Here is a 21,409-nt window from a genome sequence, read left to right on the forward strand (position 1 = left end):
ACGGGACGGGGTAAACACGTCGCTCGATCGGTTCCCTCCCCGTTAACGGAAAAGGGGTAAACGCGTTGCTCGATCGGTTCTCACCCCGTTAAGGGAAAGGGGTAAACGCCTTGCTCGATCGGTTCCAACCCTGTTAACGGAACGGGGTAACCGCGTCGCTCGATCGGTTCCCTCTCCCTTGAGGGAGAGGGGTAGGGTGAGGGGAAAGTATCGCGCTACAACGTTAACCGATCTGCCCATTTCCCAAATGCTTCACGCGGCGTTTCACTTCTTCTTGCTTACCGGCGTTGAACGGACGAGCGTCCGGGCTGCCAAGATAACCGCACACGCGGCGGGTTACCGAGACGCGCGCGGCGTCGTGGTTGCCGCATTTCGGACAGGTAAAGCCTTTGCTGGTGCATTCAAACTCACCGGTAAAGCCGCACTCGTAGCACTCATCAATCGGCGTATTTGTCCCGTAGTACGGCACGTGCTGATAGCTGTAATCCCACACGTCTTCGAGCGCTTTAAGGTTGTGCTGAATGTTCGGGTACTCGCCGTAACAGATGAAGCCGCCGCTCGCCACCGGTGGATAAGCCGCTTCAAAGTCAATTTTGTCGTACGGATTGACCTTTTTCTCGACGTCGAGGTGGAAGCTGTTGGTGTAGTAGCCTTTGTCGGTCACGCCATCCACCACGCCAAACTCGGCGGTATCCAGGCGGCAGAAACGGTCGCACAGGTTTTCGCTCGGGGTGCTGTACAGGCTAAAGCCATAGCCCGTTTCATCTTTCCACAGGTCGACGGCGTCGCGCAGACGCTGAACGATCGCCACGCCTTTGGCACGCAGCGCTTCGCTGTCATAGACATGTTGATCGCCAAACAGCGCGTTGATGGTTTCGTGAATACCGATATAGCCCAGAGAAATCGACGCGCGGCCGTTCTTAAAGATTTCAGAAACGTCGTCGTCCGCTTTCAGACGCACGCCGCAGGCGCCTTCCATATACAGAATAGGTGCCACGCGGGCTTTAACGCCTTCGAGACGCGCGATGCGGGTCATCAGCGCTTTGCGCGCCAGCACCAGTCGCTCATCCAGCAAGTTCCAGAACGCGTCTTCGTTGCCTTTGGCTTCCAGCGCGATGCGCGGCAGGTTCAGGCTGATCACGCCCAGATTGTTGCGCCCATCATGGATCTGCTCGCCGTTTTCATCTTCATACACGCCAAGGAAACTGCGACAGCCCATGGGCGTTTTGAACGAACCGGTGACTTTCACCACCTGGTCGTAGTTCAGAATATCCGGATACATGCGCTTGCTTGCGCATTCCAGCGCCAGCTGTTTGATGTCGTAGTTTGCGTCGCCAAACTTGTGGTTCAGACCGTCGCGGATCGCAAACACCAGTTTTGGGAACACGGCCGTTTTGCGGTTTTTGCCCAGTCCAGAGATGCGGTTGCGCAGAATCGACTGCTGAATCAGACGCGATTCCCAGCTTGTTCCTAAACCAAACCCAAAGGTCACAAACGGCGTCTGGCCGTTGGCGGTGTGCAGCGTGTTCACTTCATATTCCAGCGACTGGAACGCGTCATAGCACTCTTTTTCGGTGCGGGAATGGGCGTATCCGTCTGCGTCTGGGATCTGCCACTCTTCGGCTACTTTACGGTGTTTTTTGAAGCTTTCAGCAACGAAGGGCGCGAGCACTTCGTCGATGCGGTTAATGGTCGTCCCGCCGTAAATATGGCTGGCGACCTGCGCAATAATTTGCGCCGTCACCGCCGTCGCCGTGGAGATTGATTTTGGTGGCTCGATCTCGGCGTTACCCATTTTAAAGCCGTGGGTCAGCATGCCTTTTAGATCGATCAGCATACAGTTGAACATCGGGAAGAACGGGGAGTAATCGAGATCGTGATAGTGGATCTCACCGCGCTCATGCGCCTGTACCACGTCGCGCGGCAGCAGGTGCTGACGGGCATAGTGTTTGGCGACAATCCCGGCCAGCAGATCGCGCTGCGTCGGGATCACCTTGCTGTCTTTGTTGGCGTTCTCGTTGAGCAGCGCCGAGTTGGTCTGCTCGACCAGACCACGAATTTCCTGGTTCAGGCGACCGCGCTTTTCACGCTGAATATCACGATCGTGGCGGTACTCAATGTAGGCGCGCGCCAGCTGTTTATGTGGGCCAGACATCAGCTGGTTTTCGACCGCCGTCTGGATCTCATTGATATCCACCTGACTGCGCTCATTCATCTGCTGGCTGACGATTTCTGCGACGGTGGCGCAGTAATCTGCGTCATCGACTCCCGCTGCTTTAGCTGCACGCAAAATGGCTTCTTTGATGCGCTCTGACTTAAACGGCACTTTACAGCCATCTCGTTTCATCACATGCGGTGTCATGATCACTCCATTAAAAACAGGTTATCCACAGAGGTGGGGAAGTATGCATTGAGCAGATTTATAGATGCTCCAGCCACTTCCCTCGTTTTCGACCCGTGTTATCCACAACTCCGGCCGACGTCGGCGCCGTTGTATTGTTGGAATAGTAGACGAAAAATACAATATGTAGGGTCGGTGTGCATTTTAAGTTCTATATGTAGTGATTTGCATCAAAGATGTTTGCGATTTTTTTGATTCAGAACAAAGTAAACGGACGAGAGTACAAACGACGGGCACTACAGGGTTTGTAAATTTAGGCGGGAAAATTCTGATTAATTATTCAACTAAAACATGCTTGTAACGCCGGGCAAGTGGAGGATTGTCCGGCGTTTTTCGTCAGTCTTGCAGCCACCAGATGGCTTCGAAGGGGCGCAGGGTAATGGCAGCCAGAGTATTGGCGGCTTCGTCGTAGTTACTGAGCACCACGCGCCAGTTCCCCTCCTGGGCAGTCGGATGCCACTGCTGGCATTCTCGGCTCAGGTTAGCGGCGACAATCAGCGTCTGCCCTTGCCACTGACGGCGATAGCACCACAGAGACGGGTGCTCGGGCAGGAGATCCTGATAGTCGCCCCAGGTCAGTACCGGCAGCGTTTTGCGCAGCTGAATCAACGTCTGATAGGTGTAAAAAACAGAGTCTGGATCCTGTAGTGCTGCGGCGACGTTAATCGTGGTGACGTTATCGCAGAGATCGATCCACGGTTCACCCTGCGTAAATCCGCCGTGTTGGCTGGCGTCCCACTGCATGGGCGTCCGGCCATTGTCGCGGGATTTACTCGCCAGAATCGCCAGAAGTTCGTCCGCTTCGCGGCCTTTTTCACGATTTTCGGCGAACATGTTGTGGCTTTCGACATCGCGATAGTCGGTGATACGGGTGAAGTGCGGATTGGTCATACCGATCTCTTCGCCCTGATAAATATACGGCGTGCCCTGCATCCCGTGCAGGACCATGCCGAGCATTTTGGCGGCGGGCACGCGGTATTCGCCCTCATCGCCAAAGCGCGACACAATGCGCGGCTGATCGTGATTACACCAGAACAGCGCATTCCACGCCTTATTGTGCATCCCTTGCTGCCAGTGGCTGAACAGGGTTTTAAGCGCCACGAAATCGGGCAACGCCTGCGTCCATTTTTCGCCGTTCGGGTAATCCACCTTTAAATGGTGGAAGTTGAACGTCATCGACAGTTCGTGCCCGTCCAGCGCTGCGTACTGCTGGCAATTTTCCAGCGAGGTGGATGACATCTCGCCCACGGTCATCAGCGCGCGCGGGGTAAACACGTCGCGGCTCATCTCCTGCAAAAATTCGTGTACGCGCGGCCCGTCGGTGTAGAAGCGACGCCCGTCGCCGAGGTTATCGTCGGGGAAATCTTGCTGTTTGGAGATCAGGTTAATCACGTCGAGACGCAAACCGTCCACCCCGCGATCGGCCCAGAACTCGCAGACTTTTTTCAGCTCTGCGCGCACCTCGGGGTTTTCCCAGTTGAGATCCGCCTGCTCGGGGGCAAATAAGTGCAAATAATATTGCTCGCTCTCGGCGTTCCAGCGCCAGGCGTTGCCGCCAAATTTGGAGCGCCAGTTGTTTGGCAGGGCATCCGGCGTGCCGTCGCGCCAGATGTAAAATTGGCGATACGGGCTCGCTTTATTGAGTGACTCGCGGAACCACGCGTGCTGCGTGGAGGTGTGGTTGAGCACCATGTCGAGCACGATGCGAATCCCCCGCGTATGCGCCTGCGCCACCAGTTCGTCAAAATCATCCAGCGTGCCGTAGGCCGGGTCGATGGCGGTGTAATTCGCCACGTCGTAGCCGTTATCCACCTGCGGGGAGATATAGAACGGAGTCAGCCAAATCGCGTCGATGCCGAGGGTTTTGAGGTAGTCCAGACGCTGCGTCACGCCGCGCAAATCGCCGGTGCCGCTTCCGGTGGTGTCCTGGAAACTCTTTGGGTAAATCTGATAGATGACGCCGTTTTGCCACCAGTGAGGAAGGGTATTCATAGTTCGTTCCTGCAAATGCGAAGGGGCGCAAGTGCGCCCCGAAAGAAGAGGTTAAACAATCTGCAGCGTGCCCTGACGGAACTTACGCTGATAAACCACGGTGGTCAGCGCCATCGGCACGATAACCGCAATCGCCGTTGCCAGCGCAAACACCTGCCAGTAAGCCGGCTGAATGGAGAGAATGCCTGGCAGGCCGCCGACGCCAATTCCGTTCGCCATCACCCCGTTCAGACCGCACAGCAGCGCGGCCAGGCCGGAACCAATCATCGCGCACAGCATCGGGAAACGGTATTTCAGGTTGATGCCGTACATCGCCGGTTCGGTCACGCCGAGATAGGCGGAGATCGCAGCCGGAACCGAGATTTCGCGTTCGTTGTGTTTGCGGCTGACGATGATAATGCCCGTTACCGCCGAAGCCTGAGCGATGTTTGACAGGGCGATCAGCGGCCACACTGGTGTGCCACCGAGGCTCTGGATCATCTGCATATCAATCGCCAGCGTGGTCTGATGGACGCCGGTTATCACCAGCGGTGCATACAGGAAGCCAAACAGCGCCGCACCAATCGGCGCAAAGCTGCCGGTCATCAGGTGACGCACCGCGAAGGCCACGCCGTCGCCAATCATGCGGCCAAACGGACCGATAAACGCGTGGGCGAGGAATACCGCCAGAATCAGTGAACAGACCGGAACGACCACCAGATAGAGATAATCCGGCACGATGCGTTTCAGGCGCGTCTCAATAAAGCCCAGCGCCAGGCCCGCCAGCAGCGCCGGAATCACCTGCGCCTGGTAGCCCACTTTCGCGATAGTAAACATCCCGAAGTTCCAGACATCCGGTACTTGCTGCCCCAGTAAGTAAGCGTTCATTAACTGCGGAGAGACCAGCGTAATGCCCAGCACGATACCCAGAATCGGCGTTCCGCCCATTTTGCGCACCGCTGACCAACAAATCCCGACGGGGAGATAGAAGAAGATCGCTTCACCAATCAGCCACAGGAAATCGTAAATGCTTTGCAGCGCGGGATACATCTGCGCCAGCGTTTTGCCGTCGCTTATCGGCACGTCGCCGATCACGTTGCGGAAGCCCAAAATCAAGCCGCCGCTGATCAGCGCAGGCAGCAGCGGGAAGAAGATTTCCGCGAAGTGGGAAATCAACTGCTCGTGCCATTTCATGTTCTGGCGCGCCGCTTTTTTGGCCTGCTCTTTATCAGCCGAAGAGTGGCCTGTTGTCGCCAGCAGCGCCTGGTAGTAATCGCCCACTTCGGTGCCAATCACCACCTGGAACTGGCCGGCATTGGTGAAGCAGCCTTTGACCATCGACAGATTTTCGATGGCTTTCGGGTCGGCTTTGGCCGGGTCGTTCAGCACAAAGCGCAGGCGGGTGATGCAGTGGCTGACGGTGGCGATGTTCTCGCGTCCCCCAACCAGCACAATCAGCTGGTCGATATCGGTTTGTTTTACTTTGCTCATCATGAAGCCTCATGACAGATGTGGAGGGTAATGACCTGGACGCAAGCCTACTCTTTAAGCGTAACGACGAAAATGGGAACGTTCCCGAAATCAGGGGGAGATCACAATAACGTTAACTATCACTAAACAATTTGCGTTGAAAAAAGGCGGCAGGTGGGGGAGTCCCAGCAGCATAGACAACAGCTATGCGACTGGGATGAACGCACGCAGCCAACGCATCTGCTGCGTGAAGTATGACGGTGAATTAAGCGATTTTGGCGGGGATAACGATTTGCCGCGGCTCGCTGCGGCCATTTATCTGCTCAATAAGCTGTGCCGCCGCCTGATGACCGGCTTCCGCATAGCCCGGATCGACGGTGATAATTTCCGGATGCAGGAACTTCATCAACGGCGTACTGCCGACGCTCGCCAGTTGAAGATTGTCGATACGCTGCTCCTGCAAATACTTGCTTGCGCCCAGCGCGAGGGTATCCGTGGCGCAGATCAGCGCGGTGGTGTGCGGTGTTAACACGCTCGCCACCTGATCGTAACCCTGTTTCATCGCCAGCCCCGGCAGAGAGGCAACGGCGGGCAAGTTATGTTTTTTGCAGAACGCCAGATAGGCTTCGTGACGGCGCTTACCGGTGGTGACGTCGCTGTGCGGCACGCCGAGATAGCTGATATGGCGATGCCCCTGCTCGTACAGTTTTTGCATCAGGGCGCGGATCGCCCCTTCATCGTCGTAACACACGGAGGCAAATCCGCTGGCATCGCGCGCCAGCAGCACCAGCGATGCCTGCCACGGTTTCAGCATATCGTCTTTAATGCCGCTAAAGCCAAAAAGCACCACACCGTCGATGTTGCGGCGCTGCAGCATACCGAGATGCTCTTCCACCATCTGCGTCGAAAACTGGCTTTCCATCATGATCGGGTCGTAACCCTGCTCGTAAAACGCCGGGAGCATGGTTTGTACCGCCAGGTTTTCCGACAGGGAATCAAGACGAGAAACGATAATCGCGACCACTTTGTCGCTCTGCCCGCGCATGGCGCGTGCGGAACGGGAAGGAGAAAAACCGTGCTGATTCATGACCGCCTCGACGCGTTCACGCGTGCGCTCGCTGACACCACTTTCGTTGTTCAGCACGCGCGACACGGTGGATTTACCCACGCCGCTTAAGCGCGCAATGTCTTTGATGGTCAGGCGGTTCTGCATCCTTTATTCCCTGTAACAGCGATAAATCGTCATCTGAGCCTAATGCGACACCACGATTTCGCAATGGGCAAAGTCTGGTTTCGACAGGTCATCTATCCAGGGCGTGCGCTTAATGCCGCGTGAATAGTGCCGTGTATACGTTCGGTTTAATTACGCAGGCTTATCATACCGCTCGAATCGTCACAAACGGTATGGATAAAACACGATACTGCGCGTCGACTTACTCTTTTTCACTTACCGGAGGCTGTATGGACCCTGATCCCACCCCTCTCCCGCGAGGGAGAATCTCTTTCCGGTAAGCCAGCCCTCGCTGTCTCACCGGTGATGTGAGGCAGCGATTTACCCGTCAAACTTTACGCTGCATGTGCGTTGGCGACGTTTGTTCACCCCGTCACTTACTTGAGTAAGCTCCCGGGGACTCACGCGTTTGCCGCGTGACACGACTTTCAGTCTCGCCCCTTCGGGGCCAGCGTAAGCGCTGTTCAATAATGCTTGGGCATTGTTGTCATGCAAGTTGAATGAGTTAGGAAAAAAATCTCTGCTTTGAAAAAGTTAAGTGCCCTTCAGGTACGGCACTGCCACGCCTGAGGGAAAAACTGCGTCCGCCTTTGCGGATGCGGGGGAATTGTTATGCTGAAAAATATCACCCGGCAGCTACACGCGTTGTTTGGCCGCCACTTGCCGCGCCGTCTCATTCAGCGCGATCTCCTGCCTGATACCAAACACGTGGCGGGAACCGTCATTCCACCGACGCTGACGGAACACTGCCTGAAAGCCGCCGCGATGGATGAGAATGAAGTCTGGCGTGCGTTTGGCGGCCATCCGGAAGGGCTGAACGCTGCGGAAGTCGAAAAAACACGCGCCAAACATGGCGACAACCAGATCCCGGCGCAAAAGCCGTCGCCGTGGTTCGTCCACCTGTGGCTGTGCTATCGCAACCCGTTTAACCTGCTGCTGACCGCACTGGCTATCGTTTCGTATGCCACAGAAGATCTGTTCGCTGCGGGTGTCATCGCGCTGATGGTTGCCATTTCTACGCTGCTGAATTTCATTCAGGAAGCGCGTTCTACCCGTGCGGCAGACGCTCTGAAAGCGATGGTCAGCAATACCGCCACGGTGCAGCGTGTAATCAACGAGAAAGGCGAAAGCGCCTGGCTTGAGTTGCCTATCGATCAGCTGGTCGTCGGCGACGTCATTAAACTCGCCGCAGGCGACATGATCCCGGCCGATTTGCGCATCGTTAAGGCGCGCGATCTGTTTGTGGCGCAGGCCTCGCTGACCGGTGAATCGCTGCCGGTCGAGAAAGTGGCGCGCAGCCGTGACCCGCAGCAAACCAACCCGCTTGAAAGCGATACCCTGTGCTTTATGGGCACCACGGTGGTGAGCGGTACGGCGCAGGCCATTGTGATCGCGACCGGCGGTAACACCTGGTTTGGTCAACTGGCGGGGCGCGTCAGCCAGCAGGAGAGCGAGCCGAACGCGTTCCAGAAAGGCATCGGTCGTGTCAGCATGCTGCTGATCCGCTTTATGATGGTGATGACCCCGATTGTGCTGCTGATCAACGGCTACACCAAAGGCGACTGGTGGGAAGCCGCGCTGTTTGCGCTCTCCGTCGCGGTGGGTCTAACGCCGGAAATGCTGCCGATGATTGTTACCTCCACGCTGGCGCGGGGGGCGGTCAAACTGTCTAAGCAAAAAGTGATCGTGAAACATCTCGACGCTATCCAGAACTTTGGTGCGATGGACATCCTGTGTACTGATAAAACCGGGACGCTGACGCAAGATAAAATTGTGCTCGAGAACCACACGGATATCGCCGGTAAAGTGAGCGAGCGCGTGCTGCACACCGCCTGGCTGAACAGCCATTATCAAACCGGCCTGAAAAATCTGCTGGATGTCGCGGTACTGGAAGGGGTGGATGAAGATTCGGCCCGCACGTTGTCGACGCGCTGGCAAAAAGTGGATGAGATCCCGTTCGACTTTGAGCGCCGCCGCATGTCGGTAGTGGTGAGCGAACAGGCGGATGTACATCAGCTGATTTGCAAAGGGGCGCTCCAGGAGATCCTGAACGTCTCGGCTCAGGTGCGTCATAATGGCGAAATCGTACCGCTGGACGACACCATGCTGCGCCGCATCAAACGCGTGACGGACAATCTCAACCGTCAGGGGCTGCGCGTGGTGGCGGTTGCCAGTAAATTCTTGCCTGCACGCGTTGGCGACTATCAGCGTATCGACGAATCCGATTTGATCCTCGAAGGTTACATCGCATTCCTCGATCCGCCGAAAGAGACGACCGCGCCGGCGTTGAAAGCGCTTAGCGCCTCCGGCATTACCGTCAAAATCCTGACCGGAGACAGCGAGCTGGTGGCCGCAAAAGTATGTCATGACGTCGGGCTGGATGCTGGCGACGTGGTCACGGGCAGCGATATCGAAACGCTCTCCGATGATGAACTGGCGGTCCTGGCAAAACAGACCACGCTGTTCGCGCGCCTGACGCCGATGCACAAAGAGCGCATTGTCACGCTGCTGCGTCGCGAAGGGCACGTGGTGGGCTTTATGGGCGATGGCATTAACGATGCGCCTGCGCTGCGGGCGGCGGATATCGGGATTTCCGTGGACGGCGCGGTGGATATCGCGCGGGAAGCGGCCGATATCATCCTGCTGGAAAAGAGCCTGATGGTGCTGGAGCAGGGCGTGATTGAAGGGCGTCGTACCTTCGCCAATATGCTGAAATACATCAAAATGACCGCCAGTTCAAACTTCGGTAATGTCTTCAGCGTACTGGTGGCGAGCGCGTTTCTGCCGTTCCTGCCGATGCTCCCGCTGCATCTGCTGATCCAGAATCTGATGTATGACGTCTCCCAGGTGGCGATCCCGTTTGATAACGTGGACGAAGAGCAGATCCAAAAGCCGCAGCGCTGGAACCCCGCCGATCTGGGCCGCTTCATGCTGTTCTTTGGCCCGATCAGCTCGATCTTTGATATTTTGACCTTCTGCCTGATGTGGTTTGTGTTCCACGCCAACACGCCGGAACATCAGACCCTGTTCCAGTCCGGCTGGTTTGTGGTCGGGTTACTGTCGCAAACGCTGATTGTGCATATGATCCGCACGCGCCGTATCCCGTTCATTCAGAGCCGCGCCGCATGGCCGCTGATCATCATGACCCTGCTGGTGATGGTGATGGGCATCGCGCTGCCGTTCTCACCGCTGGCAAGCTACCTGAGCCTGCAAGCGTTGCCATTGAGCTACTTCCCATGGCTGGTGGCGATTCTGGCGGGGTACATGGTGCTGACGCAGATGGTGAAAGGGTTCTATGCCCGTCGCTACGGCTGGCAGTAAGACGATTTTCTCTCACTTTAACCCTCTCTCACGGGGAGAGGGTTATCGCACGGGCTTGTTTTCCCTCTCTACGCGTGGTCGATGGGGTCGTACGGGGCTTTTCCCCCCTCTGCTTGTGGTGGAGAGAATCGCTCGGGGCTGTTTCCCTCTATGCCCGTGGATGATGGGATCGTACGGGGCTTTTTTCCCCTCTGCTTGTGGTTGAGGGAATTGCTCGGGGCTGTTTCCCTCTATGCCGTGGTCGATGGAATCGCGCGGAGCTGTTTCCCCCTCTCCCTGTGGGAGAGGGCCGGGGTGAGGGCATCAGACCCTACAACACGTCGCCGCTCTCCATCGGATGGCGTTCCTCCCAAATTTAACAACCTGTGATCCCCGTCGCCCTCTCTCCTTGACGACAATTTACCCACATGTTAACAAAATGTTTTGATCTAATTTGGCCCGTCAAATTTGATAAGGAACATGATGTTGCGCTACAGCCTCCTGACTGCCGGGCTTTTGCTCGGCTCTTCTGCACTTGCGGCTCCGGCGGGCGATTTGCCCCTCATGCCGTGGCCTGCCAACGTTGAGCGGCCTTCCACGCAAGGCGCACTGATTCTGAACGATACACTTTCTGTCAGCGTGAGCGGCGACGATCTCGGTGATGCCGTGGATCGTCTGCGCCAGCGCATCGCGCTGCAAACCGGCTGGACGCTTCAGCCGCAGGCCGTGAATCCGGATAAACCCACCATTCACATCGCGATCGCTAAAAAAGTGACCCCGCAACCCCTGCCCGACAGCGATGAAAGTTATACGCTCACCGTCGACGCCAACGGCGTCAATATCGCGGCCAACACCCGCTTTGGTGCGCTGCGGGCGATGGAAACGCTGCTCCAGCTGATTCAAAACGGCGCGGAAAATACTTCGCTGCCGTGGGTGAAGATTGACGATGCCCCGCGCTTCCCGTGGCGCGGGCTATTACTCGACTCCGCGCGTCATTTCATTCCGCTTGAGGATATCAAACGTCAGATTGACGGTATGGCGGCCGCCAAGCTGAACGTGCTGCACTGGCATTTGACCGACGATCAGGGCTGGCGATTTACCTCAAAACGCTATCCAAAACTGACGCAACTGGCCAGCGACGGACTGTTTTACACGCCGGAGCAGATGCGTGACATCGTGCGCTACGCCACCGCGCGCGGCGTGCGCGTGGTGCCGGAAATCGACATGCCCGGTCACGCGTCGGCGATTGCCGTGGCCTATCCGGAACTCATGAGCGCGCCAGGACCCTATGCGATGGAGCGTCACTGGGGCGTGTTGAAACCGGTTCTCGATCCGACAAAAGAGGCGACTTATGCCTTCGCTGAGGCGATGGTCAGCGAACTGGCGGCGATCTTCCCCGATCCGTATCTGCACATCGGCGGCGATGAAGTTGACGACACGCAGTGGAAAGAAAACAAAGCCATCCAGCAATTTATGCGAGACAACAAGCTTGCCGACAGCCACGCTTTGCAGGCGTATTTCAACCGCAAGCTGGAAACGATCCTTGAGAAACATCACCGCCAGATGGTCGGCTGGGATGAGATTTACCATCCGGATCTGCCAAAAAGCATTCTGATCCAGTCTTGGCAGGGGCAGGACGCGCTGGGCGAAGTGGCAAAGCAGGGCTACAAAGGGATTCTCTCAACTGGTTTTTATCTCGATCAGCCGCAAAGCACGGCCTATCACTATCGCAATGAAATCGTGCCGCAGGGCTTAAACGGCGTGGATATCATTGGCGATAACGACAGCGCGCAGAGCTGGACGTTCACCATGCCGCGCCTGAAAGGCAAGCCGGTGGAGGGCAGCTTTACGCTGGTGAAAGCCGTTTCTGGTTGGCGCGGATTTATTGATTTCAACGGTAAATCCCGGCGCGCGGTGAATGATATTGCGTGGCGTGATGACAATCAGGTGACCTTCACCGTTGATACCTGGATGGGCGAAACGCGTCCGGTGGTGAACGTCGCAAACGATAAGCTGACGGGCTATTTCCTGGTGGGTAACGCCCGCTATCCCATTTCCGGTGCGCGTCTGGATGACATACCAAATGGCACGCAACCGGTGGTGCCGGATGCCAATCAGCAGGCGAATCTGATGGGCGGTGAAGCGGCGCTATGGGCGGAAAACGTGGTTGCGCCGGTGCTGGATATCAAGCTGTGGCCGCGCGCGTTTGCGGTGGCGGAGCGTCTGTGGTCCGCGCAGGACGTGAAGGATGTCGACAACATGTACAGCCGTTTGCAGGCGATGGACAGCTGGACGACGGTATCGGTCGGCCTTCAGCAGCACAGCCAGCAGCAGGCGTATTTCACGCGTCTGGCGAATACGACCGAGACGCTGCCGTTGCAGATTCTCGCGCAGGCGCTGGAGCCGGCGCAGTATTACACCCGGCAGCATCTTAAATTCCAGGCCGGAAATTATCATCAGTTCGAGCCACTGAACCGCTACGCCGACGCGCTGAGCGCGGAGAGCAACACCGTGCGCCAGATGAACAAATGGGCCGAACGCCTGGTCAGCGATGCGGAAGACAGCGAAAGCGCCGAGGCGCTGCGCCACGTGTTTACCCGCTGGCAAAGCAATACCAGCGATGCGCAGGCGCTGAGCGAAAATAACTATCAGCTCAAAGCCATCACGCCAATTATTCAGGAGGTGGATAAACTGGCGTCGATTGGCCTGCGATTGACCGACCTGGTGGCGCGGCAGGGCACGCTGGATGATAAGGAGATAGCCTCTATCCAGAAAGAGCTGGATAAAGCTGCGGAGATTCACGATGAAGTGGTGATTGCAGCGGTTTATCCGGTTGAGAAGCTGTTAAGGGCGACGCGGAATCAGTAGGGATACCGGTACAAAAAAGGCCTGATGTTCAGGCCTTTTTTTTCATAATACAGTTAGAATTTTTGCAGCTCACGAACAAGCTTCACAATAATATTACCCTATGGCTGATGAGTGAGGATCTATTGCCTGTGTGCTTGATTTGCATACAAACGCGCGCGAAAATCCATAAAAATAACGCGGAAATAAGGATATTTGATGCTAAGACTCTATACACTGTGGGAACTCGAGCGGGAGCTGTCTCCTGATGAGTTTCATCACATACTGACGCCCGATGCAGCACTGGAAAAAGCCACATTTTCCTATGACCTGGACTATCGGAATTATGTCTCGCCACCAGTTAATAAAGCTCCTGAACGATTGCCATCTCCGAAGAACACGCCCTATATCCGTTCAGGATATGACCCCGTTTATGACTACCTTGAAGTCAACCTAATGGAAGGCTGGATCATCGGTCTGGATACCCATGAACACTGGGACGACGCCGTAAACCCTTTTCACATCAACGCCACGGGCGATCTGGTTTTTGATGGAGTTGATCCTTTTTGCTGGGTGGTCAGTGATTTCCAGCGTGCCTATCAGTTCGCTATCAATAACCAAAACGGCAAGAAACCCGGTGCGACAGAGAAGCTCCGCCCTTCAGGTGAGCCAGTGCAACATGCCCAGGCAGCGAAAACGATCAACAGCAAAGCGGCAGGCAGGCTTTTGGCGGCTGGCGGCATCTATAACGGCAACATTGAAGGATTCCATCAGACCGCGCAGCAGCTCGGCGGTGATGCTCCAGCGGGTTACGATCAGGTCATGGATAACAAAGGTCTGATTATCGCTGGAGCCTCTGTTGCGGCAGGTCTTGGCCTTGGTCGCCAGGGCGCGATGAATGAACTATCCGGGCTTAAGAATCTCCACGTTCTTGGAAAAGTGGAGGGTGAATACTCGATGATAAAACCTGGGCCATTATCGAATAATTTAGCAGAGACCTTTTCAGGCGGTACTTACAAAGAAATTACTCTATCAACAGATACGACGTTCTATCGCGGCGGTGTCGATGGAAGACCTTTGGGTCAATTCTTTGGCTATGAACAGCCTCAAGGAGTGCTCCAGACTCGGGTTGATAAAGCACTATTGCCGATATGGCCAAATGGCAGCGAATCTCCACTCAATGCTTATCATGAGATCCAGATCCCTGCAGGGACTAAAGTCTATGTTGGCGAAGTAGGCTACCAAACGGATATTTTCTTAGGTGGAACAGAGCAGGTAATTGTACCTACCCCATGGAAAATACCCGGAGTTAATATAATTGGTAATGGGACATTGAAATGAAAAATGAAATAAAAAAAACTGCTGTCGAAATCGCTAACATATTGTCATCAAACGATGAAGTGCCATGGGCAAAAGCATTTGAAAAATTAGGCTCAGAACTGGATGTTGATTACGAATCATCCCTTCACTCCCTCAAAGGTTTTTACGGCGGAATGGGCTCGTTTAACGATATTGTCCTTCACAAAAATGGAATTCCGTTAATCCGAGAAAATAACGAATTAGATGACCTGAGACATTTACTTTACAAACAGCTAGCTCAGGCAATCGAAGCACTAAAAGCTCCGGAATAACCATAACATCTGAATTACACGCCCTCGCAGAACACGCCTCCTGCACCTGTCACGTACTGAGCTTAGTCCCCGGCCTCTAGCCGGAGGCTAACTCATCAATTCCAGAGCAACCCGACCTACATCCCTCGCCGCACCACCGGCACATTCCCCGTATCGTTCAACGCCCCGGGAAAGGTTTTCAGCCACTCCGCTACGCGTTGTTTGTTCATTGCCGCCACGCTCATGCCTTCAAGGCAGCCCCATAGCTCGCGGGTGTTTTGTGGGGCGATGATGATGCAGTCCAGCATGACGCGGATTTTTACAGGCATCCCGTCAATAAAACCGGCTTTCAACAGCCACGCTCCGGCGAGTGGGATTACGTAGTGGCCTGCGCGGGAATGAAGTTCGCAGCAGGCGGCGCTGTTCTGTAGAGTATCGGCTCTAGGATGAACCGCTGCCACCGTCGGGCTCTTACCGTGCAAACGGCGCGCATCTTTTTGCGAGTCACCTCAGGAAAACGATCATTATCCTCCGATCTCTCAGGATCTGTTTAGGAAATTCTGAATAAACATCTCATCGCGTAAAACCAATAATACTCCTTGGATAAAAAAACAGTGCTCAGAAATATGGGGGGAACACAGGAAATGCGAGGGCGATTCAGAGAGAATTAAACAGAGATGAAATTTTGCAGAACTGCGGGGAATCCTGCTTGTTACCTAATCTTCACGCCGTACTGGATATTCAGTTTTTTTGTAGTATGCAAATAAATTCAAAATACGTAACCAATCGCACATTTTTGAACAGTAAGGAGGGGGTAATATTTAAATACTTAACGCAAATCAGCCAGGGGCGGCTATGTATTACGACAGTGAAGTTATAAGGTATTTACAGGCCAATAAAATACTCGCATTAAAGCTCGAGCACGCATTAACAGGCGTTGGAAAGGCGGTATCTAATCAGATTGAAATGATAGGGAGTGGCGCGCAACGCATGCTTTATTACACATCCTGCTTTACTGATGAGTATCAGGACGTTTGTCAGAAACAGAAAACAGAGGATGTGCGATTCAGGCAAGGTATCGTTCACCTTATTCAGCATGGCAATGTAGTTTTTGACATGCTAAAAATATATTTCGAAGAGATTTTTAAATACAGAACAACAGAACAATTAGAGCATATCAAAAAAATTCTCATGGCTGTAAATATTCATATCGCTGCTAGTTCACTTACAAACCTAGGGTTTGCTTTAGCGGCGGCATCATTAGTCGTTGTTGGAACAAATCTTGGCCTAAATATGAGCGTCATAACTGGTCGTGTTAGTGGTACAGCTCTCTCTATCGCAGGCGTATACGGCATAGTCCAGAAAGCAGCAGACAGCGCAAATCGTCTTCACTATATCTATCCAGCTTACTACTCTGCGCTATATTCTCAAGAATTGGAAATGATGTTTTTTTTGATTGAACCCCTGTTTGAACGGGCTGATGCATTTAATGCGCAATGGGCCTCTGATGGGGAAATAGCAGACATCATTAAAAAGATGGTCCAGTAGATATGCTTGATTTATGCAAAAGATTTTTTAAACGCATATTCAGATCTTTAATCTCGTTACAGGGTCCCGCTGTGCTAACAGTTATATTTTCATTAGCGCAAGGTTTTTTATTCCCTGATAGCCCCGTCTGGCCTATAGGTTTATTCGCTATAATCATGATCTATATATTTTCTAAATATGTTAAATGGTAAGTTTTACGAATTGTATATGGATTAACTAATAAGGAAATCGTATGTCTACCCCAGCTTATTTATGGCTTGAAGATGAAAATGGCAGCCCTGTCATTGGAAGCTGCCTGATGCCAACGCGTTTAGGCTCAATCGAATTAAAATCCTTTTCCCACGGCGTAACCATTCCGGTTGATCCGAGTTGGGGAAAATTGACAGGTACGCGAGTGCATCGCCCTATCACAATAGTGAAAGAATTCGACCAAACTACGCCCCTTCTTTATCGCGCGGTGTGTGAAGGCCGAACCATGAAGAAAGCGACCATCAGGATGTATCGTATTCTGGAATCAGGCGTGGAATCCGAGTATTTCAATATTGTCCTGGAAGATGTCAAAATCACGACGGTTTCGCCATATCTTGCCCCTAACGAATTAAGCAGCACGCATCTGGAAACACTCGAACTACGCTATACCGCCATCACCTGGAAATACACAGAAGGGAATATCATCTATCGCGATGCATGGAATGATTGGTGTTGTGCCTGAACGATTTACCCACGCGGAAAGCGAAGATGTTTCAAAGAAAAGTTGAGTGGAATGAAAAAGTTGCAGGGAAGGGGAGTACCAGAAACAGCCCCCTCCGCAGTGGAGAGGGCAAACCGATTAACGACGAACCGCAATCGCCTCAATCTCAATCTTCACATCTTTCGGCAGACGCGCCACTTCCACGCAAGAACGCGCCGGGAAGGTCGCATTGTGCTCAGTGAAGAACGATTCGTAAGTGGCGTTAACGGTCGCAAAATCGTTCAGATCTTTCACAAACACCGTGGTTTTCACGATATCGCCCACTTTCAGGCCCGCGGATTCCACGATCGCTTTTACATTTTCCAGCGACTGACGTGCCTGAGCGGAAACGTCATCCGGTACTTCACCGGTTTTTGGATTCACCGGGATCTGACCGGAAGTGATGATCATGCTGCCCAGATCAACGCCCTGAACGTATGGGCCGATAGCCGCTGGTGCATTTTCCGTCGCAAGTACTTTTGTCATGATTTCTCCAGGATAACAGCGTTAAAAAATTCCCAGCCATTATACACTTCATCCTTCACGCTGCCTCATCGTTGGCCGCGTCCTCCTACCCCGGTCACAGAGTTTTCTCTGCTGCCGGGGATATTCGGACTTACCGCCTCAATGAAGCGCGAATGATTTCGGGTAGCAGAAGGCCTCAATTAGTTAGCCAGCACCACGTAATGAGAAAACTCTTTTTCACAGTATTTGCATTTGAGTGCGATGTCTTTCTCGCGCTTTTTAACTGCAAAGCTGGATGAAACCGGCTCAGCGTGGCTGATGCAGTTGCTGTTCGGGCAAACCAGAACAGTGTCGATACGTTCTGGTAAATTCGGGCGAGATTTCCCCACCACTTCGTAATCGTCGATGCGGTTAACGGTCGCATCCGGTGCATACAGGGACAGCTGGTTCACCTGCTCGTCGGTCAGGAACGTGTTCTCGATTTTGATCAAATCCTTGCGACCCATTTCGCCGGATGGCAGGTTCAGACCGATGGTGATGCGTTGATCGGTTTCGGTCAGCTTGAACAGGGTCAGTAGCTTAAAGCCGATTTGCGCAGGGATATGGTCAATCACCGTGCCACGCTTGATGGCTTCTACCTGGAGTTTGTTATCGTGTGTCATTTTCCTGTCCCTCTACAGTGTTAATTCGCGATTCAAAACCAGTGCCAGCAGCGCCTGGCGAGCAAAAATACCGTTGCCAGCCTGCTGGAAATACCAGGCGTGCGGCGTCTTGTCCACGTCGGTGGCGATCTCGTCGATGCGCGGCAGCGGATGCAACACTTTCATGTTGTTGCGCGCGCCTTCAAGATCGCTGGCGCGCAGGACAAATTGCGCCTTCACGTTGGCATATTCGGACGGGTCCAGGCGCTCTTTCTGCACGCGAGTCATATACAGAATATCCACTTCACCCATCACCTCTTCGATGCTGGCGTGCTGGCTCCAGGTGATGCCTTTTTCATCGAGCATATCGAGAATGTACTGCGGCATCGCCAGCGCGGCCGGGGCGATGAAGTAGAAGCGGTTGCCGTTAAACTTCGCCAGCGCCTGTGCCAGCGAGTGGACGGTGCGGCCATATTTCAGATCGCCGACCATCGCGATATTCAGGTTCTCAAGCTGCCCCTGGGTTTCCTGAATGGTGAACAAATCCAGCAGGGTTTGCGTCGGGTGCTGATTCGCGCCGTCACCCGCATTCAGAATCGGAATGCCCCCGGAAAACTCTGTCGCCAGACGCGCCGCGCCTTCTTGCGGGTGGCGCATTACAATCGCGTCCACGTAAGTGCTGATAACCGAAATGGTGTCCGCCAGCGTTTCGCCTTTTTTGCCCAGCGACGTGTTGCTGCTGTCAGAGAAGCCCACGACGCTGGCACCCAGACGGTGCATGGAGGTTTCAAACGACAGACGGGTGCGCGTCGACGCCTCGAAGAAACAGCTGGCAATCACTTTATGCTTCAGCAACTCGGGCTGTGGGTTGGCCTTCAGTTTTGCCGCGGTATCGAGAACCAGTTCCAGCTCTTCGCGGCTGAGGTCATTGATGGAAATGATGTGTTTTTGATAAAGCGGATTCATGTTTATCTCCTGACGCCGGGCAAAAAAAAGCCCCTCAAATGAGGGGCTCTGGGAATAGGGGGAGCAACGGGAAGAAAAACGGCAGGCCAGCGTCTGTTTTCAGACGCGGTAAGACATGATGTCGAACACGCTTGAGCATGGCTTCCTCCCGGCAAATTGTCGGCGATTATACTCAGCTCGATGTTCTGATCAAGCGATTAATGCACACTTTACTCATCGCAAACGGTTCTATCTGAATATTAATGCGTTCTGAGTAAATAATTAATTTGCTTGTGCACCAGCGGCGTGCGCTTCACCACGCGGGGCGCAACCCAGACGATACTGCTCCCGGCCACCACGCCTAAAATTTCCGGTAACTGGTGATAATCCAGAATTCGCGCCACGGCGCGGCCATATCCGGCCACCGTGTGGATAAGGATAAACTCGCTATTGTGCTCCACGCTCACCACCATTTCGGCGATCGAACGTGCCGCATCGGGAGCAGGGCGCAGCTGCGGATTCATGGAATAAATCTTTTGGCCTTTAGCATTGCGAATTTTTATGACGCCAAGCAACTTCAGCAGCCGGGAAACACTCGACTGGCTGATGCTGTCAAACCCGCGCTCCTGCAAATCGCGGCGTATTTCTTCCTGGGAAAGGTAACTTTTTTCGCTGATCAGGCTCTGGCAAACCCTGAGCTGAAGCTGTTCTTTTGGGGAGTAATCTCCGTATTCCGTCATATCTAATCCCATTTGATGGCCAAAAATGTCCGGTGGCGCCGCACCGAACCGGGGTCCGGATAAGCACAGCGCCATCCGGCAAATTACAACAACGCACCCAGGCTTAACGCCGCCATGATCACTACCGTCAGAATGCCGAGCAGTGGCGCAACCCATTTCAGGTAGCGCACGTAAGGTACGCGGGCGATGGCAAGGCCACCCATCACGACGGCAGACGTCGGCGTGACCAGATTGACGATGCCGGATGCGGACTGGTACGCGGTCACAACCAGGTCGCGGTTGACGTTAGCGAAATCGGCGAGCGGCGCCATGATCGGCATCGTCAGAACGGCCAGGCCGGAGGAAGAAGGCACAAGAAACGACAGTACGACTTCCAGCCAATACATCACGTTGATGAACGCCACCGATGACAATCCGGTGACCAGACCTTCAGCACTGTGCAAAATCGTGTGCGTAATCATGCCTTTATCCATAATGACTACGATACCGCGTGCGATGCCGATAATCAGCGCGACGCCCAGCAAATCCCGCGCCCCGTTGATAAATGTTGAGGTCAGCTCTTCCTCACTCATGCGGGCAATCAGACCAACAATAATCGCGCTGGCGAGGAACACGGCGGAAATCTCCGCCATCCACCACCCCAGCACCGCCACACCGTAAATCATCACCGCGAAGGCGAGGGCGAAAATCACCAAAATCACTTTGCGCACTGGGGTGAATTCCAGCGACTGTTCGCTTTTGTTGCCCAGGAAATGGTTGCGGTTCTCTTCCAGTTTGTCGGCGACGATCGACAGGGACGGATCCTGGCGCACTCTACGAGCGTAGCGCATCACCCACGCCACGCAGATGAGCCAGCCGATCACCAGCAGCGCGACGCGCAAAGCGATGCCGTTGGTGAAAGGAATGCCCGCCGCGTTGGCGGCGATTACCGTGGCGAAGGGGTTGATGGTCGAGCCGAGCGTGCCGATGCCTGCGCCGAGCAAAATGGTGGAGGCGGCGACAACCGGATCGAAACGGGCGGCCAGCATCACCGGCACTAACAGCGTGTAGAACGGCAGCGACTCTTCGGCCATGCCGTAGATCGTCCCGCCCGCGGCAAACAGCGCCATTAGGATCGGGATCATCCACTCTTCATGCCCGCGTAACCGCGTGGTGACGCGTTCGATCCCTGCGTCAATCGCCCCGGTTTTGGTGACGATCCCCAGAAATCCGCCGATGATCAGGATAAACAGCGCCACGTCGATCGCGCCCGCCTGACCGGAAACCGGATCGTACAGCCCGGCAATCGGGGCCATCAGCACCGAAACGATCCCCTGCGGATGCGCCGCGACGTGCGCGTAGGTTCCGGCTACAGGGACTTCTTTGCCAAGCGCGGCGTTCATCGCCATCTGGTACTGACCGGCCGGAATAACCCAGCTCAGTGCGGCCACAACGGCAATAAGGAAAAAGAGAATGGTGTAAGCGGAAGGAAATTTGAACTTGCCCATGATGTTCTCCTTGCCCCGGCGCAACC

At 54.4% G+C, this 21,409-nt stretch carries 18 protein-coding genes and 1 pseudogene; 8 read left to right on the plus strand and 11 right to left on the minus strand.

Annotated features, from left to right (window positions below):
• Positions 1 to 223 precede the first annotated feature (223 nt).
• The 4 genes from nrdD to treR form a co-directional block, all read right to left on the minus strand.
• Positions 224 to 2,362, minus strand: a complete 2,139-nt coding sequence (gene nrdD, locus AC0LWE_RS16805) for an anaerobic ribonucleoside-triphosphate reductase (protein WP_202668013.1) — start codon at positions 2,360 to 2,362, stop codon at positions 224 to 226.
• A 375-nt stretch (positions 2,363 to 2,737) separates the two neighbouring features.
• Positions 2,738 to 4,393 carry an alpha,alpha-phosphotrehalase gene (gene treC, locus AC0LWE_RS16810; protein WP_219347123.1) on the minus strand — a complete coding sequence of 552 codons (1,656 nt, stop codon included), beginning with the start codon at positions 4,391 to 4,393 and terminating at the stop codon, positions 2,738 to 2,740.
• 51 nt (positions 4,394 to 4,444) lie between these two features.
• Positions 4,445 to 5,863 carry a PTS trehalose transporter subunit IIBC gene (gene treB, locus AC0LWE_RS16815; protein ID WP_059180044.1) on the minus strand — a complete coding sequence of 473 codons (1,419 nt, stop codon included), beginning with the start codon at positions 5,861 to 5,863 and terminating at the stop codon, positions 4,445 to 4,447.
• A 244-nt stretch (positions 5,864 to 6,107) separates the two neighbouring features.
• A complete protein-coding gene (gene treR, locus AC0LWE_RS16820; RefSeq protein WP_059179993.1) occupies positions 6,108 to 7,055 on the minus strand; it encodes a trehalose operon repressor TreR in 948 nt (315 codons plus the stop codon).
• A 248-nt stretch (positions 7,056 to 7,303) separates the two neighbouring features.
• On the opposite strand from treR, the gene mgtL reads away from it, so the two are divergent.
• From mgtL to AC0LWE_RS16845, 5 genes are all read left to right on the plus strand, one after another.
• Positions 7,304 to 7,354 (plus strand): mgtA regulatory leader peptide MgtL, encoded by a 51-nt coding sequence (gene mgtL, locus AC0LWE_RS16825; RefSeq protein ID WP_131489246.1) that lies wholly within the window; start codon positions 7,304 to 7,306, stop codon positions 7,352 to 7,354.
• 331 nt (positions 7,355 to 7,685) lie between these two features.
• Positions 7,686 to 10,394, plus strand: a complete 2,709-nt coding sequence (gene mgtA, locus AC0LWE_RS16830; RefSeq protein WP_219347121.1) for a magnesium-translocating P-type ATPase — start codon at positions 7,686 to 7,688, stop codon at positions 10,392 to 10,394.
• Positions 10,395 to 10,856: 462 nt separating this feature from the next.
• Entirely contained in the window at positions 10,857 to 13,241 is a 2,385-nt protein-coding gene (locus tag AC0LWE_RS16835; protein ID WP_219347725.1) for a beta-N-acetylhexosaminidase, read from the plus strand.
• A gap of 195 nt (positions 13,242 to 13,436) precedes the next feature.
• On the plus strand, positions 13,437 to 14,558 hold the full coding sequence (locus AC0LWE_RS16840; RefSeq protein ID WP_202668010.1) for a DUF8093 domain-containing protein: 1,122 nt from the start codon (positions 13,437 to 13,439) through the stop codon (positions 14,556 to 14,558).
• A complete protein-coding gene (locus AC0LWE_RS16845) occupies positions 14,555 to 14,848 on the plus strand; it encodes a DUF6966 domain-containing protein (RefSeq protein WP_202668009.1) in 294 nt (97 codons plus the stop codon). The genes AC0LWE_RS16840 and AC0LWE_RS16845 overlap by 4 nt, the downstream gene beginning before the upstream one ends.
• Positions 14,849 to 14,964: 116 nt before the next feature.
• On the opposite strand, the pseudogene AC0LWE_RS16850 reads toward AC0LWE_RS16845, so the two are convergent.
• Positions 14,965 to 15,327: pseudogene (locus tag AC0LWE_RS16850) on the minus strand (SymE family type I addiction module toxin); the annotation flags it as partial.
• 355 nt (positions 15,328 to 15,682) lie between these two features.
• Between AC0LWE_RS16850 and AC0LWE_RS16855 the strand changes: the two are divergent.
• On the plus strand, positions 15,683 to 16,375 hold the full coding sequence (locus AC0LWE_RS16855) for a hypothetical protein (RefSeq protein ID WP_202668007.1): 693 nt from the start codon (positions 15,683 to 15,685) through the stop codon (positions 16,373 to 16,375).
• 232 nt (positions 16,376 to 16,607) lie between these two features.
• The gene (locus AC0LWE_RS16860; protein ID WP_216980561.1) at positions 16,608 to 17,087 is read left to right on the plus strand and encodes an Hcp family type VI secretion system effector; all 480 of its coding nucleotides are present in this window, start codon (positions 16,608 to 16,610) and stop codon (positions 17,085 to 17,087) included.
• A 117-nt stretch (positions 17,088 to 17,204) separates the two neighbouring features.
• On the opposite strand, the gene ridA is transcribed toward AC0LWE_RS16860, so the two are convergent.
• The 4 genes from ridA to AC0LWE_RS16880 form a co-directional block, all read right to left on the minus strand.
• On the minus strand, positions 17,205 to 17,591 hold the full coding sequence (gene ridA / locus AC0LWE_RS16865; RefSeq protein ID WP_216980560.1) for a Rid family detoxifying hydrolase: 387 nt from the start codon (positions 17,589 to 17,591) through the stop codon (positions 17,205 to 17,207).
• A 179-nt stretch (positions 17,592 to 17,770) separates the two neighbouring features.
• Complete coding sequence (pyrI, locus tag AC0LWE_RS16870) at positions 17,771 to 18,232, minus strand: aspartate carbamoyltransferase regulatory subunit (RefSeq protein ID WP_012015859.1); 462 nt, start codon at positions 18,230 to 18,232, stop codon at positions 17,771 to 17,773.
• Between the two features lie 12 nt (positions 18,233 to 18,244).
• A complete protein-coding gene (gene pyrB, locus AC0LWE_RS16875; RefSeq protein ID WP_059180001.1) occupies positions 18,245 to 19,177 on the minus strand; it encodes an aspartate carbamoyltransferase in 933 nt (310 codons plus the stop codon).
• Positions 19,178 to 19,211: 34 nt separating this feature from the next.
• Positions 19,212 to 19,316 carry a pyrBI operon leader peptide gene (locus AC0LWE_RS16880; RefSeq protein ID WP_072241926.1) on the minus strand — a complete coding sequence of 35 codons (105 nt, stop codon included), beginning with the start codon at positions 19,314 to 19,316 and terminating at the stop codon, positions 19,212 to 19,214.
• Between AC0LWE_RS16880 and AC0LWE_RS16885 the strand changes: the two genes are divergently transcribed.
• On the plus strand, positions 19,315 to 19,413 hold the full coding sequence (locus AC0LWE_RS16885) for a hypothetical protein (RefSeq protein ID WP_234593629.1): 99 nt from the start codon (positions 19,315 to 19,317) through the stop codon (positions 19,411 to 19,413). The genes AC0LWE_RS16880 and AC0LWE_RS16885 overlap by 2 nt on opposite strands.
• A gap of 3 nt (positions 19,414 to 19,416) precedes the next feature.
• Here AC0LWE_RS16885 and AC0LWE_RS16890 read toward each other — a convergent pair whose 3' ends face one another.
• Together AC0LWE_RS16890 and AC0LWE_RS16895 are read right to left on the minus strand one after the other, a co-directional pair.
• The gene (locus tag AC0LWE_RS16890; protein WP_059180002.1) at positions 19,417 to 19,896 is read right to left on the minus strand and encodes an arginine repressor; all 480 of its coding nucleotides are present in this window, start codon (positions 19,894 to 19,896) and stop codon (positions 19,417 to 19,419) included.
• 83 nt (positions 19,897 to 19,979) lie between these two features.
• Entirely contained in the window at positions 19,980 to 21,383 is a 1,404-nt protein-coding gene (locus AC0LWE_RS16895; RefSeq protein WP_202668005.1) for a YfcC family protein, read from the minus strand.
• Positions 21,384 to 21,409 lie beyond the last annotated feature (26 nt).

The organism is Lelliottia sp. RD5, assembly GCF_056032945.1.

Excerpts from the sequence above, each read along its gene's own strand:
- nrdD (WP_202668013.1), bottom strand. The coding sequence starts at position 2,362 with ATGACACCGCATGTGATGAAACGAGATGGCTGTAAAGTGCCGTTTAAG.
- treC (WP_219347123.1), bottom strand. The coding sequence starts at position 4,393 with ATGAATACCCTTCCTCACTGGTGGCAAAACGGCGTCATCTATCAGATT.
- treB (WP_059180044.1), bottom strand. The coding sequence starts at position 5,863 with ATGAGCAAAGTAAAACAAACCGATATCGACCAGCTGATTGTGCTGGTT.
- treR (WP_059179993.1), bottom strand. The coding sequence starts at position 7,055 with ATGCAGAACCGCCTGACCATCAAAGACATTGCGCGCTTAAGCGGCGTG.
- mgtA (WP_219347121.1), top strand. The coding sequence starts at position 7,686 with ATGCTGAAAAATATCACCCGGCAGCTACACGCGTTGTTTGGCCGCCAC.
- AC0LWE_RS16835 (WP_219347725.1), top strand. The coding sequence starts at position 10,857 with ATGTTGCGCTACAGCCTCCTGACTGCCGGGCTTTTGCTCGGCTCTTCT.
- AC0LWE_RS16840 (WP_202668010.1), top strand. The coding sequence starts at position 13,437 with ATGCTAAGACTCTATACACTGTGGGAACTCGAGCGGGAGCTGTCTCCT.
- AC0LWE_RS16845 (WP_202668009.1), top strand. The coding sequence starts at position 14,555 with ATGAAAAATGAAATAAAAAAAACTGCTGTCGAAATCGCTAACATATTG.
- AC0LWE_RS16855 (WP_202668007.1), top strand. The coding sequence starts at position 15,683 with ATGTATTACGACAGTGAAGTTATAAGGTATTTACAGGCCAATAAAATA.
- AC0LWE_RS16860 (WP_216980561.1), top strand. The coding sequence starts at position 16,608 with ATGTCTACCCCAGCTTATTTATGGCTTGAAGATGAAAATGGCAGCCCT.
- ridA (WP_216980560.1), bottom strand. The coding sequence starts at position 17,591 with ATGACAAAAGTACTTGCGACGGAAAATGCACCAGCGGCTATCGGCCCA.
- pyrI (WP_012015859.1), bottom strand. The coding sequence starts at position 18,232 with ATGACACACGATAACAAACTCCAGGTAGAAGCCATCAAGCGTGGCACG.
- pyrB (WP_059180001.1), bottom strand. The coding sequence starts at position 19,177 with ATGAATCCGCTTTATCAAAAACACATCATTTCCATCAATGACCTCAGC.
- AC0LWE_RS16885 (WP_234593629.1), top strand. The coding sequence starts at position 19,315 with ATGGCTTCCTCCCGGCAAATTGTCGGCGATTATACTCAGCTCGATGTT.
- AC0LWE_RS16880 (WP_072241926.1), bottom strand. The coding sequence starts at position 19,316 with ATGCTCAAGCGTGTTCGACATCATGTCTTACCGCGTCTGAAAACAGAC.
- AC0LWE_RS16890 (WP_059180002.1), bottom strand. The coding sequence starts at position 19,896 with ATGACGGAATACGGAGATTACTCCCCAAAAGAACAGCTTCAGCTCAGG.
- AC0LWE_RS16895 (WP_202668005.1), bottom strand. The coding sequence starts at position 21,383 with ATGGGCAAGTTCAAATTTCCTTCCGCTTACACCATTCTCTTTTTCCTT.